We start from the raw sequence: 15,259 nt of genomic DNA, 5'->3' as shown, positions 1-15,259 counted from the left end.
GTCATTTCAATTCCTCCCTGTTGAAATGCGGCTGCTTTCACAGCCGGTAGGCTTGTTTCGCAAGCCGATAGGCGAGGTCGGTGGCGACCTCGCCGGCCTCGTCCTCATCGAGCCGACCGTCGGCGACGAGAGTTGCGAGATAGGCGCAATCGACCCGGCGGGCGACGTCGTGTCTGGCCGGGATCGAGCAGAAGGCGCGGGTGTCGTCGTTGAAGCCGACGGTGTTGTAGAAGCCGGCGGTTTCGGTCGTGAGTTCCCGATAGCGGCGCATGCCTTCGGCGCTGTCGAAGAACCACCAGGCCGGACCGAGCTTCAGCGCCGGATAGGCGCCGGCGAGCGGTGCAAGCTCGCGCGAATAGCTGGTCTCGTCGAGCGTGAAGGCGATGACGGTCAGTTCCGGCCGCATGCCGACCGCGTCGAGAAGCGGTTTCAGGGCCCGCACGTAGTCCGTGCGCGTGGGAATGTCGAAACCCTTGTCGCGTCCATGCCGGCGCATCACTTCGACGGAATGGTTGCGCCAGGAACCTGGATGGATCTGCAGGACCAGGCCGTCTTCAAGGCTCATGCGCGCCATTTCGGTGAGCATGTGGCCCCGGAAGGCATCGGCTTCCTCGGCACTGCAGTGCCCGGCGAGCGCCTTGGCAAACAGCGACGCCGCCTCGGTCTCGCTCAGGTTTTCCGTGCGCGCGGTCGCGTGGCCGTGGTCGGAGCTCGTCGCGCCGTAGCTCTTGAAGAATGCACGCCGGATTCGATGGGCTTCGAGATAACCGTGCCAGCTGGTCGCATCCGTTCCTGCGAGCTCACCGAAGCGCTCGATGTTTTCGCGGAAATTGTCGAATTCGGGATCGATTACGCTGTCGGGGCGGTAGGCCGTCACCACCCGGCCCTTCCAGCCCGAGCGGCGAATCATGTCGTGCCAGCGAAGATCGTCGAGTGCGCTTTCGGTGGTCGCGATCACCTCGATGTTGAAGCGGTCGAAAAGGGCGCGCGGCCTGAATTCCGGCTTGGCCAGGCACTCCGAGATGTGGTCGTAATAGTGGTCGGCGGTCTTTGCCGAAAGGCGCTCCTTGAGACCGAAAACCGCTTCGAAGGAATGGTCGAGCCAGAGCCGGCTCGGCGTGCCGCGGAAGAGATGATAGTTCCGGGCAAAGAGCCGCCAGATCTTGCGGCCATCTTCTTCCGTCGGACCGCCGTCGACGCGTGGTACGCCGAGATCGGTGAGCGCGATGCCCTGGGATGAGAGCATGCGGAAGACGTAATGATCCGGCGTGACGAAGAGCTGGGAGGGGTCAGGAAACGGCTCGTCCAGCGCGTACCATTTCGGATCCGTGTGGCCGTGCGGACTGACGATCGGGAGATCGCAAACTCTTTCGTAGAGCATTCTGGCGATGCCCCGCGCCCGTGATTCCAGCGGAAAGAGCCTATTCTCGTCCAGCAATGCGATGGCCTCCCAACCATTTGCCGGCTACGATCCGGCGGTTACATCTTGCAATCGGCTAGTCATCTAATATGTTAGTATGCAAAATGAGTCAACGGAGGTTTTTCATGGCCGATCAGGTTCAGATCAGGGCAGTCGAACTGAGCCGCGCTCCGTCGGTGACGGAGCAGGTCTTCGAGCACCTCTATCACCAGGTGATCGAACTGGACCTGCCGCCGGGCACCAGGCTTTCGGAGGTGGAAGTCTCCAGGCAGCTCGGCGTTTCCCGCCAGCCGGTGCGCGACGCCTTCTATCGGCTGTCGCAGCTCGGATTTCTGCTGATCCGGCCGCAGCGAGCGACGATCGTCACGCATATCTCCGAAAAGGAGGTCATGCAGGCCCGTTTCATCCGCACGGCGCTCGAGATGGAAACTGTGCGGGCTGCCGCCGAGTGCCTGACGGATGCGCAACTCGACCGGCTCGATGCCCTGCTCGATGAGCAGGACGCGGCGATCGCGGCCGGCGACAAGGTCCTGTTCCACGCGCTAGACGACAGCTTCCACAAGCAGATCTGCGAACTTTCCGGACATGAGTTTGCCTGGGCACTGATCCGCGACAGCAAGGCGCATATGGACCGGGTGCGCTATCTCAGCCTCTCCTTCGGCGCCCAAAGCGCCCACGACGACCACAAGGTGATCATGACGGCGCTTCGCGAGCACAATGGCGACAAGGCCGCACAGGCGATGCGCGTCCACCTGTCGCGCATCAAGTCCATCATCGGCCGCATCCGCGAGAGCCACCCCTCGTTCTTCGCAAACGACGAGCGCTGATCGTTTCGCTCATCCTCCGGCATAGACCACCTTCGGCAGCCAGAGGACGATTGCGGGAAAGGCGATGCAGAGACCGACGCCGATCGCCTGCAGAACGATGAAGGGTGCGGCCGCCCGGAAGATCGTCGCCATCGAAATGTGCGGCGGCGCGACGCTTTTCAGGTAAAACAGCGAATAGCCGAAGGGCGGACTGAGGAAGGCCATCTGCATGTTGACCATGAAGATGACCCCGTACCAGAGCGGCACATCGGCGGGTGCGATGCCGGGAAAGCCGAACAGGCCCTCGAACTGCAGCGATCTGAGGATCGGCAGAAAGATCGGCACCGTCAGCAGCAGGATGCCGACCCAATCGAGGAACATGCCGAGCCCGAAGAGAATGACCATCATCAAGAGCAGCACGCCGTAAGGCGGCAGCCCGGTGCCGAGGATCGTATCGGTGACGAAGGTCTGGCCACCTTTGAGGATGAAGAAGCCGACGAACATGGTGGCGCCGAAGAAGATCCACATCACCATGGCGGTCGCCTTCAGCGTGGTGACCGCCGCGTCCCGGATCGTCTGCCAGGTCAGCCTGCGATGCGTTGCGCAGACGACGAAGGCGCCGAATGTGCCGATGCCGGCGGCCTCGACCGGCGTCGCGATACCGACGAAGATGACCCCAAGCACGGTGATGATGAGCAGGATCGGCATCAGCGTGCCGCGAAGCAGCCGGAGCTTCTCCATGAAGCCGACGCGCTCGCCTGGGGGCACCGGCGGCCCCAGCGCCGGGTTGATGTAGCAGCGCAGCGTCACATAGGCGACATACATGCCCGACAGCAGCAATCCGGGGAACACCGACCCGATCAGGAGCTCTCCCAGCGACTGCTGGGCGACGACGGCATAGACGATCGCCATCACGGAGGGCGGTATGAGAATGCCGAGCGTGCCGCCGGCGAGCAACGCACCGCAGGCGAGCGCCGGATCGTAATTGCGACGCAACATCGCCGGCAGCGCGATCATGCCCATGGTCACCTCGGCAGCCCCGACCACGCCGACCATGGCGGCAAGCATTGTGCAGGAGATGACCGTCGCCGAGGCGAGCCCGCCCTTCAGGCCGCCCAGCCATTTGTAGATGACCTCGAACAGTTCCTCGATGATCCCGGCCTTCTCGAGGATCGCCGCCATGAAGATGAACAGAGGCACCGCCGACAGCTGGTAGTCCGTCATGAAGGGGAAGACCCGCGACGGCAGCATGTTGAGCATGGCCGCATTGCCGAACAGCCAGAGAAACAGCACCGCGAGGCTGCCGGTGCAGAAGGCCATGGGCAGCCCGAGCAGCAGGAGCACGCCGAGCCCCCCGAACATCAGGAGGCTCAGCCATTCTATCGGGAGATCAAGGCCCATCGTCAGTCGACCTTTCCCGCCACCACCGTGGCGATGTCGCGCAGCAGCCGGGAAAACCCTTGCAGCAGGAGGAGCGCCGCGCCGATCGGGATCGAGAGCTTGACCGGCCAGTATTGAACCCCCCATTCGGTGAAGGAGCGCTCGCCGACCGCCATCGCGTCATTCGCAAAACGCCAGCCGGTCACGAGCATGGTCCCCACGAACAGGAAGAAGAAGGCCGAGGTGATGACGTCGCAGATCGCCCGACCGCGGTCCGAAAGGCGGCTGTAGACGATATCGACCCGGACGTGCGACTCGTCGCGATAGGCATAGGCGCCAGCGAGCATGTATTGGATGCCGAACATGAGAAACATGCTCTCGTGCACCCAATTGGTCGGCGAATTGAATACGTAGCGGCCGACCACTTCGTAATAATAGGCGAAGACGGCGAGCACCGACCAATAGGCGACGAGTTCACCCGTTGCCTGCACCAGCCGGTCTATCGGGCGAAGCAGGGGCAGCGGCGGCTTGACCGGTGAACTGGGCACGGCTGCCTGCATCTGAGGCTCCGGCGCCGCGGCGGGGGCAGCCGCCTCGCGCTCGCGTCTCCGCCGGACCAGACCGGGCATCAGAAATGCATCGCCGAGAAGCAGCAGGCCGAGCAGAATTCCCGCGACCCGGGCGTTGCGATTGGAACGCGCAAGGCCGGCTGCAGCCGCCGTAAGGTCGGCGCGTGTGGTCTGCGCAGCCGCATCGGCTTCGGCGAGCCGGTCGGCGGCCCCTTCCCGGTTCCTTGCGACGTCGGCCGTTGCGCGCGTAACCAGCCGCTCGGCCCGTTGGGCTTCGGAGCGGGCAAACGACAGCGTTTCGCGCTCCACGCGCACCTCGGCGCTGGTCCATAGCACTGCCAGGAAGAAGGGAATGAACAGCAGCCCCCACGCGCTCCTCAGATAGAAGCGGTGCATGCCGAGAAAACCGGCGGAGACCAGGAACAGATAGGCGAGAAACAGGTTCGGCCGGCCGGCTTCGCGCCGCCCGCGCTCGCGATAGACCAGGAAGGCCGCAACCAGCGGAAAGACCACGAGGCTTGCCCAATAGAGCCAGTGCGGCATGATAAAGGTGAGCGACGGCATCAAACGACCCCACACGAAACCAGGAAGCACCCGCCCCAAACTGGGGCGGGCGGATCAGCCTCGGAGAGACCTGCGGTCGCCCTGCCTAGCCAGGTTCCGGGCCGCCCAGGTCAGGACTGTCGCTAGAGATCGACCGACAGGCCCTGATACATGTCGGGCGTGACATAGCCGAGGGTCGGGTTTTCCATCATCTCGAGCTGGAGCTTGAAGATGCGGGCCGCGTCCTTGTCCTTGTTCGCCCATTCGAACCAGATCGGCACGGCGATTTCCTGGAAGCGCTGCACATCGTCCTGCCCGAGCCGGTTGATCTCGATGCCGGCGTCGATGAACTTCTGCCAGGCCTCCATGTCGGCCTTCTGGATCGCCCCGAAGTGAATGTTCGAATAGACCTCGATTTCGTCCTCGACGAACTGCTTCAGCTTGTCGGGCAGGCTGTTCCAGACATTCATGTTGACGGCGAAATCCATGAGGTCGACCGGCTGGTGGAGCGCCATCAGCCCCGGCGGTCCCATCGAGATGTATTTGGTCACCTGCTGGAAGCCGAGAGCCCAGTTGACCGCCGGGCCGGTATAATCGGCCGCATCGATCGTGCCCTTCTCCAGCGCCGAGAAAACCTCGCCGCCGGGAAGCAGCGTCGTCTTGGCTCCGGCCTTGGCGAAAGTCTCCGCGATCATGCCGCCGGGAACGCGCAGCTTCAGGTCCCTGAAATCGTCGATCGAGCGGATCGGCGTCTTCGAATGGATGATGTTGGCGCCGTGGTGAATTCTGTCGACGTAATAGAGACCCTGCGCCGCATAAATGTCGCGCGCCACCTGCAGACCGCCCTTCGAATAGAAGAAGATGTCCCATTCATGCGGGTAACGCAGACCCATGGTGTAGGAACTCAGAAAGGCCGTCGCCGGCAATTTGCCGGCCCAGTACAAGGAAAACGAATTCATTGCTTCGAGCACGCCGTTCTTGACGCCATCGAAGAGCTCGAAATCGCCGACGATATCCTTTGCCTTGAAGGCCTGGAACTCAAGTTCGCCGCCGGTCTTTTCCTTGATGCTGCCGCACCAGCTCTGGAAGGTTTCCAGGCCAACGCCGGCCGGCCATGAGGTCTGCACTTTCCAGACGATCGTTTCGGCCGCTCCGGCCTTGCGCACCCAGGGCGCGGCCAGAAGGGTGGCGGCAGATCCCGCGACAAGTCCGCTCGTTTTCAGGAAACGTCGCCGGGATGGCGCTTTTGCTTCGCGCATTTTCTCCTCCCTGCTTCATCTTAGGCGCGATTGCCGTGCCTTGGCCGTCATTTAACCACATTTCCCGGCCTCGCGCCATTTACAGTCGTATCCGCCACTCGTACACGCGCGGTGCTGTAACGGCCGGACGCTTATTCTGCCGGACAGGGTTTCAGTAACCCTTGGTGACGACCGCCTCCGCCGCTTCGCGGATCGTCTGCATCAGAATGGAGAGCGGCAGCGACTGGATGGCGTCGGTGCGCATGGTGAAGCCGACCGGCCCCCGGGTCTCGCTGGTGTCGATCGGCAGGATTGCAAGCGCGCCGTCTTCGACCTCGGCGGCGACGACGCCGTTCGAGATAATCCAGATGGCATCGCTCTGACGCACGAAGGCGCGGCCGAAGGCATCGGATACCGTCTCGATCTGGTTCGGCAGCCCGGCAATGCCGTTGGCGATGAGGAAGCGCTCGACAAAGGGGCGTATGATCGAGGCCCGGGTCGGCATCAGCACCGGATAGTCGCCGAGATGCGCGAAGATCGACTCCCGGCCGGAGAGCAGCGGATGTCCGGCGCGCACGGCAAAGACCACCTGTTCGGAGAAGAGATGCTCGAACGAGAAGCCGGTCATCTTGTCGGGTGCGGCAAGCCTGCCCACCACGAGATCCAGGTCGCCGACTCGCAATTGCTCCAGGAGCACCGCGTTCTCGCCGGTGACGATCTTGATCCGGGCGCCGGTGTTCTCCTTGAGGAATAGCGTCATGGCGCGGGGCATTACGCGGGTCGAGACGGTCGGCAGCGCGCCGACGCGGATCGGCGGCAGATCGCCGGCGCGTTCGTGCGAGACGGAATCGAGCCCCTGCCTCAACGCCGTCAGGGCCGCCCCGGCATGGCGCAGGAAAACCTCGCCGTAGCGGGTGACCTTGATGCCGCGCCCCTCGCGCTCGATGACGGCGACGCCCAGCACGTTCTCGAGTTCGCGGATGGTCTTGGTGACGGCGGGCTGCGTGACATTGAGAAGCTCGGCCGCCTTCACGACGCTCTTCTGGCGGGCAACCTCGACAAATGTCTGCAGATGGCGAAACTTGATCCGAGCATCGATCATGGACCACCCATAACCCTGAGGTTAATTGAAGCCGACGAAATATCATTTTACCTAACCAGATGAAATAATCATTTTGGTGAGGGAGGAGATACGCCGTGCAAATCGCTCATATCAATAACATCGCGACCCATTACCGGTTGATCGGCGCCGTCACGGACAAACCGGTGATCGTCTTCATCAACTCGCTCGGCACGGATCTTCGCATCTGGCGCGAGGTCGCCCTGTCGCTTGCCTCGGACCATACGATCGTTCTTTACGACAAGCGCGGCCACGGCCTTTCCGATATCGGCCAGGTTCCCTATTCGATCGAGGAACTGGCCACCGACCTTGCCGGTCTTCTCGACCGGCTCGGGGTGAGACAAGCGATCGTCTGCGGGCTTTCGGTCGGCGGCCTGATCGCGCAGGCGCTCTATCAGCGCCGCCCCGACCTGGTGCGGGCGCTCGTGCTTTCCAACACCGCCCACAAGATCGGCACGGCCGAGATGTGGGACGAACGCATCGCCGCGGTCGAGAAAAAGGGGCTAGCGGCGATCGCCGACGGCGTGCTCGAGCGCTGGTTCACGCCGGCCTTCCGCCGGCCGGAAAACGCGGCCTTCGCCGGCTATCGCAACATGTTGGTGCGCCAGCCGGTGGCGGGCTATGTCGGCACCTGCGCCGCGATCCGCGACGCCGACTACACCGACGCGGCCGGCAAGATCGCCGTGCCGGTGCTCTGCATTGCCGGCGACCAGGACGGCTCGACGCCGCCCGACCTGGTGCGCTCCACCGCGGCGCTCATCCCCGGCGCCCGCTTCGAGATCATCCGCGACGCCGGGCATATCCCCTGCATCGAACAGCCGGCGGCGCTGCTTGCGGTGCTGCGCGGCTTTTTCGAATCCGTACCGACTGGAGAGAAGCCCCATGAGTGACACCGACGCGCCTTCCGACCGCCATCGCCAGGGCATGGCGACACGCCGCGCCATTCTTGGCGATGCGCATGTCGACCGGGCAGGAGCGGCAGCGACCGATTTCGACCGGCCCTTCCAGGAGCTGATCACCGAAGCGGCTTGGGGTCATGTATGGTCGCGGCCGGGCTGGACGAAACGCGAGCGCTCGATCGTCACGATCGCCTTGCTTGCCGCCCTCGGCCACGACGAGGAGGTGGCCATGCATGTGCGTGCCACCGCCAATACCGGCGCCAGCCGCGCGGACATTTGCGAGGCGCTGCTGCATGTGGCGATCTATGCGGGCGTGCCGGCGGCCAACCACGCCATCAAGATCGCCAAGAAGACGTTCGGCGAGATGGATGCCGAAAAGGCGGTGTAGGGAGGGAAAATCAAACATGTCCAAACAGGATAACGACCGGCCCGAAACGGGTGCCTTCTACCCGCGCGACCGCGGCTGGCATCCGCCGGCCTTCACCCCGAGCTACAAGACCTCGGTGCTGCGCTCGCCGCAGAAGGCTCTGCTTTCGCTCGACGGCACGATCTCCGAGATCACCGGTCCGGTCTTCGGCCATTCGATGCTCGGCGAACTCGACAACGACCTGATCCACAATTTCGCGAAACCCGGCGAAAGCGCCATCGGCGAGCGCATCATCGTGCATGGACGCGTGCTGGACGAGCGCGGCCGAGCGGTTCAAGGCGCGCTGCTCGAATTCTGGCAGGCGAATGCCGGAGGGCGCTACCGCCACAAGAAGGAAAGCTATCTGGCGGCGCTCGACCCGAATTTCGGCGGCTGCGGCCGCACGATCACCGACGAGAACGGCTATTACTGCTTCCGCACCATCAAGCCGGGGCCTTATCCCTGGCCGAACGGCGTCAACGATTGGCGGCCGGCGCATATCCATTTCTCGATCTTTGGGCACGGCTTCGCGCAGCGGCTGATCACCCAGATGTATTTCGAGGGCGATCCGATGATCTGGAAGTGCCCGATCGTCGGCACGATCCCGGACCGGCGGGCGATCGAGCAGCTGATCGCGCCGCTCGACTGGGCCAATACGATCCCCATGGACGCACGGGCCTACAAGTTCGACATCGTGCTGCGCGGCCGCCGCTCGAGCTTCTTCCAGAACCGGCCGGAAGGCAATTGAGGGGGACACCGATGGTACAGGATCTTGGCTACCTCAAGGAAACCGCCTCGCAGACGGCGGGCCCCTATGTGCATATCGGGCTCACGCCCAACTTCTGCGGCATTCCGGGCGTCTACGAGAGCGATCTCGGCTCGGCGATGGTCAATGACAAGACGCGCGGCGAACGCATCACCGTGAGCGGCCGGGTGATCGACGGCGCGGGCGTGCCCCTCAAGGATGCGCTCATCGAGATCTGGCAGGCGGATACCGCCGGGTTTTACAATTCGCCCTCGGAAGTCCGTGGGCCCGCGGACCCGAACTTTACCGGCTGGGGCCGCTGCCCGACCGGCGCCGATGATGGCGTCTTCACCTTCAAGACCGTCAAGCCGGGTCGTGTGCCGGTGACCGACGGCCGCTTGATGGCACCGCATATCACTTTCTGGATCGTCGCCCGCGGCATCAATCTCGGCCTGCACACGCGCATGTATTTCCCGGACGAGCCGGCGGCGAATGCCGAGGACCCGCTGCTTGGCCGGATCGAGCATCGCCACCGGGTGGAGACGCTTGTCGCCGGCGGCACGGCGCCTAATTATCTCTTCGACATTCACCTCCAGGGCGAGAAGGAAACGGTGTTCCTGGATATATGATCCTTCCCTGGCACGTCGTGCCGTGATCCCCGTCCACTCGCGTGGCCGGAGGACGTGAAAGCTGGAGACGTGCCATGACCTATTCGGCCTTCGACCATCCCTATCTTTCCGGCCTTCTCGGCGACGAGGCGGTGGCGGCGGAGTTTTCAGTCGCTGCCGACATCCGCGCCATGCTCTCCTTCGAGGCGGCGCTGGCGCGGGCCGAGGCGCGGCATGCCATAATACCGGAGGCTGCGGCCGATCGCATTACGGCCGCCTGCCGGGGCTTTTCACCCGATGTCGCGGCGCTGCGGCGGGAAACGGCGATCGACGGGGTCGTGGTGCCGGAACTCGTGCGGCAGTTGCGCCGCGCCGTCGGCGAAGAGGCCGCCGACTACGTGCATTTCGGCGCCACCAGCCAGGATGTGATCGACACCAGCCTGATGCTGCGCCTGAAGGCGATCGCCGGACTCTTCTCCGGCCGACTCGGGGCCGTGATATCGGCACTCGAGGAATGCGGACAGCAATGGGGGCCGCGGCCGCTCACCGCCCGCACGCGCATGCAGGCGGCCATTCCGATCACCGTCGCCGATCGCCTGCATTCCTGGCTCGAACCGCTGCTCGACCAGCAGGACAGGCTCGATGCCATGGAGGCGAGCGCTTTTGCCGTGCAGTTCGGCGGCGCGGCCGGCACGCTCGACAAGCTTGAGGACAAGGCCGATCAGGTGCGCGAAACGCTCGCGGAGGAGCTTTCCCTCGTCGATTGGCCGCAATGGCACAGCCAGCGCTCCGCCATCGCCGATTTCGTCCACCTCTTGTCGCTCGTCACCGGCAGCCTCGGCAAGTTCGGCCAGGACGTGGCGCTGATGGCGCAGGCCGGCGACGAGATCGTGCTTTCCGGCGGCGGCGCCTCCTCGGCCATGCCGCACAAGGAGAACCCGGTCGCAGCCGAGGTGCTGGTGAGCCTCGCGCGCTTCAACGCGACCCAGGTTTCCGGCATTCATCATGCGCTGGTGCACGAGCAGGAGCGCTCCGGCGCGGCCTGGACGCTCGAATGGCTGCTGTTGCCGCAGATCGTCGGCGCGACGGCGGCCTCGCTTAGACTCGGTCTCGAGCTTGCAGGCAATATCCACCGGCTCGGAAGCGTGTGAGCCCCTGCCCATTGCGGGGTTTCGTCCCACAATGCGGCAGAGCTTCTACAATGTTAAAGTCAGCCTTTTGGCCAGGACCTGCGCACCGACAAGCGTTCCAACCGTGGCCGAGGCAGTCCCGTTCCATCCAGGCATAGCGATGCTTAGGTCTCTTCAGTCCACATGAGCGCGCCCCCTCATGCGCTTCTCTACTCAATAGACGTCAATTGAGAAATACGTGATCGTGGCTCACTAAACTCAGGAAGCGTCCGGGTAAGGCCCTCTCCGGCTGAACCGCACAAAACTGCTCGCCTTGAGAACGGATTCCAACCAAGGACTTCCTGATCGACACCGTAGGTCAGTTCGGAATCTCTTCGACAGCAGCCAGAGAGTAGCTGGTACTCCGCCCTCCGCTTGCTTCCCGAATGAGAATTCCGCGTGCCACTAGGTCGTTGATGTCGCGCAGGGCAGTGTCCGGTGAGGTCTGCGTTAGCTTGGCCCACTTGGACGACGTTAATTTGCCCTCAAAGCCCTCGAGAAGTCGATTGACGACCTTGCGCTGGCGCTCACTAAGCAGCTGGCCGGTGTGCACTTTCCAAAAGCGCGCCTTGCGGAGCACATTGGCGAGAATTTTTTCGGCGCCGTCAAAGGCACGATTGAGGCAACCGAGAAACCACAGAAGCCAGCCGGTGATATCGAGATCGCCCTTCTGCGTCATCTCGAGGATGGTGTAGTAGTCCTTCCTCTCCTGCCGAATCTGCGCGGACATACTGTAGAAGCGCTGCGAGGTGCCTTCTGATCTGGCGAGCGCCATATCGGCGATAGCGCGCGCAATGCGGCCATTGCCATCCTCGAAAGGGTGTATGGTAACGAACCACAAATGCGCGATTGCTGCTTTCAGGACCGGGTCGTGCGACACTTGCCCGTTGAACCAGGAAAGAAATGCAGCCGTCTCTTCTGGAAGTCGTTCAGCTGCAGGCGCCTCGAAATGGACCCTCTCTCGTCCCATCGGCCCAGAGACCACCTGCATTGGGCCAGAACTTTCATCACGCCAGGAACCAACAATGATCTTTGTCATGCCGCTGCGGCCGGTCGGAAATAGCGCGGCATGCCAAGCAAACAGTCGCTCATCGGAGAGCGGAGCCTCATAGTTCTGGGTGGCATCCAGCATCATCTCAACGACGCCCTCGACGTGGCGGTCGGCAGGAGCGAGCGCACCAATGTCGAGGCCGAGTCGGCGGGCGATGGAGGAGCGGACCTGCTCCTTGTCGAGAATCTCGCCCTCGATCTCACTGGACTTCACAACGTCTTCAGTTAGCGTGTAGAGAACCGCTTCAGCACGAAAATCAAAGCCCAGCGCTTCCATCCGCCCGAGTAGGCGCCCTTGCTGATGTCGGACTGCCGCTAACGGCCCCGCCAGAGCATCGTTACTCCAGACAAAACTCGGCCAGCCATCCCGGTCGTGAATATAGCCCAACATTCGCCGCGTCCTTTGCGGTGAATATGGCTATTAATCTCCGCACCCGCAAGTGAATTCTCCGCGTTTTTCACGGAGAATAATGATCATGTTCATCGCAAGAATACCGGCCCTCACAACTCCCAGATCGGGTTGCTGCACGCCAACAAACCCAAACTGAGCCAAGAACATCAACTTCGCGCCCAGCTTCCAACCACGCCGCCCGGCCAATAGTCGTTTATTTCTGGGCACGCCTTCAGCACCATACCTAACGGCAATGCCTTTATCGGCTCACGCGTCGCCTGGATAAGCCTCAGGCCTGGATCACGAAAGCGACGGGAAAGCCGCCGAAGATCTCGCCAAGTGGCAGCCGGCGCCGCGCCGCGATAAGCTTTCCGGTCAGCAGGTTCTGGAGCTGCCTGGGCTCGCCCTCTTCCGGCCAGATCAGCGCGGTGTCGCGCCATAGTTCGGGCCGGACAAGGAGCCTCGTCTCATCCAGGCGGCCGAGGACGAGCCGCGGGACGACCGTGATCGCGCATTCCTCGGCCGTTTGGCGCAGGAAGGCGGCCGCGTGGCGGGCGCCGGGTCCTTCCACCGCGACGGGACGGTAATCGCCCCGCCTCATCAGATCCGCTCCGATTTGCCGCCGATAGCGGAGGCATTCGGCGATCAGCCAATGCTTCACATCCTCGAAATTGCCGTCGGTCGGGTTTCGCGGCTCTTCGGCCGGCAGGGAGACGGGCGTGAACGGCCGGCGATTGTCGGGATCGACAAGCGAAAGATCGAGACGCTCGCTGCCCTGGTAGATGTCCGGAATTCCCGGCGCGGTCAGCTTCACCAGGGTCTGGGAGAGGCTGTTGACCAGACCGGCCCGAATCAAGGGTCGTGCAACCCTCTCGAAATCGTCGAGGAAGACCCGGTTGCGCCAATCGAGTACCTCCGCCAGAAAAGCCGTGACCGCCGATTCATAGTGCTCGTCCGGCTCCTCCCAGCGCGTCCTGAGCTTCGCCTCGCGGCCCGCCTTTACGGCGAAGGCCTGCATGCGCTCGCTGAGCGCCGACAGCGAGCCCTCGTCCATCGGCTCGACCGGCCAAGCACCGAGGAGGCTCTGGTAAAGAAACTGCTCCATCGCGGCTTCCGGAGCTACGCCCGAAGGCAAGCAATGGATCGCTGCCGCATTCATCTCATGCCAGCGGACAACGGCAGTTGCCCAGGTGTCCGGCGCCTCGCTGATCCCGTGGAGCCGGGCGCGCGCATCTTCGCCGCGCTTGGTGTCATGGGTGGATGTCGCCGAGAGCCCCTTCGGCATTTCGCTCGCGCGCTTCAGCATCATCGCATGGAAGCGCCGCACGCCGCCAGGCCGCCAGCGGGGATCCGCGCCCACCTCGTTTGCCGCCAGATAGGCGCCGCGCCGATAGAAATAGGTGTCCTCCACGGCCTTGGCCATGACGGCGCCGCTCAACTGCTGAAACCGCGTCGGGAATGCTCCTCTCGCCGGCCCGTCTCCAAGCAGCGCGGCCGCAACATCCTCGATCTCCGCCTGCACGACCGGGGCCGCCTCCGAGGCGCTGGCGGCGATATCCGCGATGATCCGGCGGTCGCGCGCCGTTGCGCCGCGATCCGTGACATAGGTCCGGTAGACGGAAAGCGCCGCGATCAGCTGGCGAACGGCTTCGGCGGTGCGGCTGCCCTCCTCCTCTCCCTCACCCTCCCCCATGAGCCTCGCAAGGCGCGTCACCTCCGTATGGAAGTTGTGGCGGAGCAGCATCAGCTTGCATTCGCGGATCGCGGCTGCCGCTTGCGCTCCGCTCGTCTCGTTCCAAAGCCCGGAAGCCTCTTCCTCGGCGATGAGCTCCGCGAGCGCCGATATGAACTCGTAGCCGGTGGCGCCCTCGACCGGCCATTCGGGCGGCAAGGCCTCTTCCGCCTCGAGAATCTTCTCGACGACGATGAAGCTCCGGTTGCCGACCGCTTGCCGCAGCCGATCGAGATATTGCTCCGGATCGGCAAGGCCATCGATATGGTCGACCCGCAGCCCATCGACGAGCCCTTCCCGGACGAGCGCGAGCACCAGCCGATGCGTATCCGCGAAGACCGCCGGATCCTCGACGCGCAGGCCGACGAGCCCGGCGATCTCGAAGAACCGCCGATAGCTCAGATGGTCGCGTGCGGCTCTCCAGTCCATCAGCCGCCAGGGCTGCAGCGCGTGCAATGCGTGCATGCGCCGGCGGTCGGCGGAAACCCTTGCGAGCTGCTTTTCCAGTGCGGCCGTCAGCGCCGGCGTCTGCAGAAGCGTCGCGAGCCGGGAATGAAACCAGTCCGCCTCCTCGGGCTCCGCTGCCGCAGCGATGGCGGCGATTTTTCCGAGCGACGGCTCCGCGCCTTCGAGCACCAGTCCGTAGCTTTCCGGATGAAGCGGGTAAAGCGCCTCGTAATAGCCGAAGGCGAGACAGTTGCGGCCCCGGTCGAAGGCGACGCGGACGGCGCCGGCTTCAAGCTCCTCCTCGAAGGAGCGGCCGAGGAACGGAAGGGTGAGCGGCTGGTGCCAATCGATGTCGAAGTGATCGGCGTGGGTGCTGGCGCGGCCCCATTCGATGACGCTGTGCCACCGGCCATTCTGAAGATGCGCCGCCATATGGTTCGGCACGATGTCGAGGATGATGCCGAGCCCCTGCGCCTTGAGAGCCGCGACGAGGCTGCGGAAGCCTTCCTCGCCGCCGAGCGCCGGGTCGATCTCGTTATAGTCGACGACGTCGTAGCCATGCGTCGAGCCTTCGACGGCGGTGAAGATTGGCGATGCGTAGAGATGGGAGATGCCGAGCGACACGAAATGCGGGATCAACTCCACGGCTTTGGCGAAGTCCATCCCGTTGCGAAACTGCAGCCGGTAGGTTGCGTCGGGCAAATGCGTCACGGCCTGGTTGGCTCCCTCCGGCTCA

Annotated in this window: 13 protein-coding genes; 6 read left to right on the top strand and 7 right to left on the bottom strand. The window is 63.7% G+C overall.

What is annotated here, in order from left to right:
* Window positions 1-37: 37 nt before the first annotated feature.
* Window positions 38-1,381, bottom strand: a complete 1,344-nt coding sequence (gene uxaC / locus AC4P1R_RS17150; protein WP_425353257.1) for a glucuronate isomerase — start codon at window positions 1,379-1,381, stop codon at window positions 38-40.
* A gap of 164 nt (window positions 1,382-1,545) precedes the next feature.
* Here uxaC and AC4P1R_RS17145 point away from each other — a divergent pair, with 164 nt between their 5' ends.
* Window positions 1,546-2,247, top strand: a complete 702-nt coding sequence (locus AC4P1R_RS17145; protein ID WP_151613354.1) for a GntR family transcriptional regulator — start codon at window positions 1,546-1,548, stop codon at window positions 2,245-2,247.
* A gap of 9 nt (window positions 2,248-2,256) precedes the next feature.
* Here the strand turns inward: AC4P1R_RS17145 and AC4P1R_RS17140 are convergent, their stop codons facing one another.
* The 4 genes from AC4P1R_RS17140 to pcaQ form a co-directional block, all read right to left on the bottom strand.
* On the bottom strand, window positions 2,257-3,627 hold the full coding sequence (locus AC4P1R_RS17140) for a TRAP transporter large permease subunit (RefSeq protein WP_225192591.1): 1,371 nt from the start codon (window positions 3,625-3,627) through the stop codon (window positions 2,257-2,259).
* A 2-nt stretch (window positions 3,628-3,629) separates the two neighbouring features.
* Window positions 3,630-4,739, bottom strand: coding sequence for a TRAP transporter small permease subunit (locus AC4P1R_RS17135; RefSeq protein ID WP_225192592.1), 1,110 nt, complete (start codon window positions 4,737-4,739; stop codon window positions 3,630-3,632).
* A gap of 122 nt (window positions 4,740-4,861) precedes the next feature.
* Window positions 4,862-5,977: a TRAP transporter substrate-binding protein DctP gene (dctP, locus tag AC4P1R_RS17130; RefSeq protein WP_069461193.1), complete on the bottom strand. Its 1,116-nt coding sequence runs from the start codon at window positions 5,975-5,977 to the stop codon at window positions 4,862-4,864.
* A gap of 151 nt (window positions 5,978-6,128) precedes the next feature.
* Window positions 6,129-7,058 carry a pca operon transcription factor PcaQ gene (gene pcaQ / locus AC4P1R_RS17125; RefSeq protein WP_492178337.1) on the bottom strand — a complete coding sequence of 310 codons (930 nt, stop codon included), beginning with the start codon at window positions 7,056-7,058 and terminating at the stop codon, window positions 6,129-6,131.
* Window positions 7,059-7,153: 95 nt separating this feature from the next.
* On the opposite strand from pcaQ, the gene pcaD reads away from it, so the two are divergent.
* From pcaD to AC4P1R_RS17100, 5 genes are all read left to right on the top strand, one after another.
* Window positions 7,154-7,966, top strand: coding sequence for a 3-oxoadipate enol-lactonase (gene pcaD, locus AC4P1R_RS17120; RefSeq protein ID WP_492178336.1), 813 nt, complete (start codon window positions 7,154-7,156; stop codon window positions 7,964-7,966).
* The gene (pcaC, locus tag AC4P1R_RS17115; RefSeq protein WP_225192595.1) at window positions 7,959-8,363 is read left to right on the top strand and encodes a 4-carboxymuconolactone decarboxylase; all 405 of its coding nucleotides are present in this window, start codon (window positions 7,959-7,961) and stop codon (window positions 8,361-8,363) included. Before pcaD ends, pcaC begins: the two co-directional genes overlap by 8 nt.
* Before the next feature lie 16 nt (window positions 8,364-8,379).
* On the top strand, window positions 8,380-9,129 hold the full coding sequence (gene pcaH, locus AC4P1R_RS17110) for a protocatechuate 3,4-dioxygenase subunit beta (protein WP_492178335.1): 750 nt from the start codon (window positions 8,380-8,382) through the stop codon (window positions 9,127-9,129).
* Window positions 9,130-9,140: 11 nt separating this feature from the next.
* Window positions 9,141-9,755 (top strand): protocatechuate 3,4-dioxygenase subunit alpha, encoded by a 615-nt coding sequence (gene pcaG, locus AC4P1R_RS17105; protein ID WP_492178334.1) that lies wholly within the window; start codon window positions 9,141-9,143, stop codon window positions 9,753-9,755.
* A 74-nt stretch (window positions 9,756-9,829) separates the two neighbouring features.
* Complete coding sequence (locus AC4P1R_RS17100; protein WP_225192598.1) at window positions 9,830-10,885, top strand: 3-carboxy-cis,cis-muconate cycloisomerase; 1,056 nt, start codon at window positions 9,830-9,832, stop codon at window positions 10,883-10,885.
* 337 nt (window positions 10,886-11,222) lie between these two features.
* Here the strand turns inward: AC4P1R_RS17100 and AC4P1R_RS17095 are convergent, their stop codons facing one another.
* Window positions 11,223-12,341, bottom strand: coding sequence for a Fic family protein (locus AC4P1R_RS17095; protein ID WP_492178864.1), 1,119 nt, complete (start codon window positions 12,339-12,341; stop codon window positions 11,223-11,225).
* 292 nt (window positions 12,342-12,633) lie between these two features.
* Window positions 12,634-15,234 (bottom strand): malto-oligosyltrehalose synthase, encoded by a 2,601-nt coding sequence (treY, locus tag AC4P1R_RS17090; RefSeq protein WP_280949555.1) that lies wholly within the window; start codon window positions 15,232-15,234, stop codon window positions 12,634-12,636.
* Window positions 15,235-15,259: the final 25 nt, after the last annotated feature.

It is taken from the genome of Sinorhizobium sp. Y406 (assembly GCF_058732025.1).
Note: the sequence above shows the minus strand (reverse complement) of the source record. Positions and strands in the feature narration are given on the sequence as shown.

Coding starts and splice junctions, on each gene's coding strand:
- pcaG (WP_492178334.1), top strand. CDS start 9,141: ATGGTACAGGATCTTGGCTACCTCAAGGAAACCGCCTCGCAGACGGCG.
- AC4P1R_RS17100 (WP_225192598.1), top strand. CDS start 9,830: ATGACCTATTCGGCCTTCGACCATCCCTATCTTTCCGGCCTTCTCGGC.
- AC4P1R_RS17140 (WP_225192591.1), bottom strand. CDS start 3,627: ATGGGCCTTGATCTCCCGATAGAATGGCTGAGCCTCCTGATGTTCGGG.
- pcaH (WP_492178335.1), top strand. CDS start 8,380: ATGTCCAAACAGGATAACGACCGGCCCGAAACGGGTGCCTTCTACCCG.
- pcaQ (WP_492178337.1), bottom strand. CDS start 7,058: ATGATCGATGCTCGGATCAAGTTTCGCCATCTGCAGACATTTGTCGAG.
- dctP (WP_069461193.1), bottom strand. CDS start 5,977: ATGCGCGAAGCAAAAGCGCCATCCCGGCGACGTTTCCTGAAAACGAGC.
- AC4P1R_RS17135 (WP_225192592.1), bottom strand. CDS start 4,739: ATGCCGTCGCTCACCTTTATCATGCCGCACTGGCTCTATTGGGCAAGC.
- pcaC (WP_225192595.1), top strand. CDS start 7,959: ATGAGTGACACCGACGCGCCTTCCGACCGCCATCGCCAGGGCATGGCG.
- AC4P1R_RS17145 (WP_151613354.1), top strand. CDS start 1,546: ATGGCCGATCAGGTTCAGATCAGGGCAGTCGAACTGAGCCGCGCTCCG.
- uxaC (WP_425353257.1), bottom strand. CDS start 1,381: ATGCTCTACGAAAGAGTTTGCGATCTCCCGATCGTCAGTCCGCACGGC.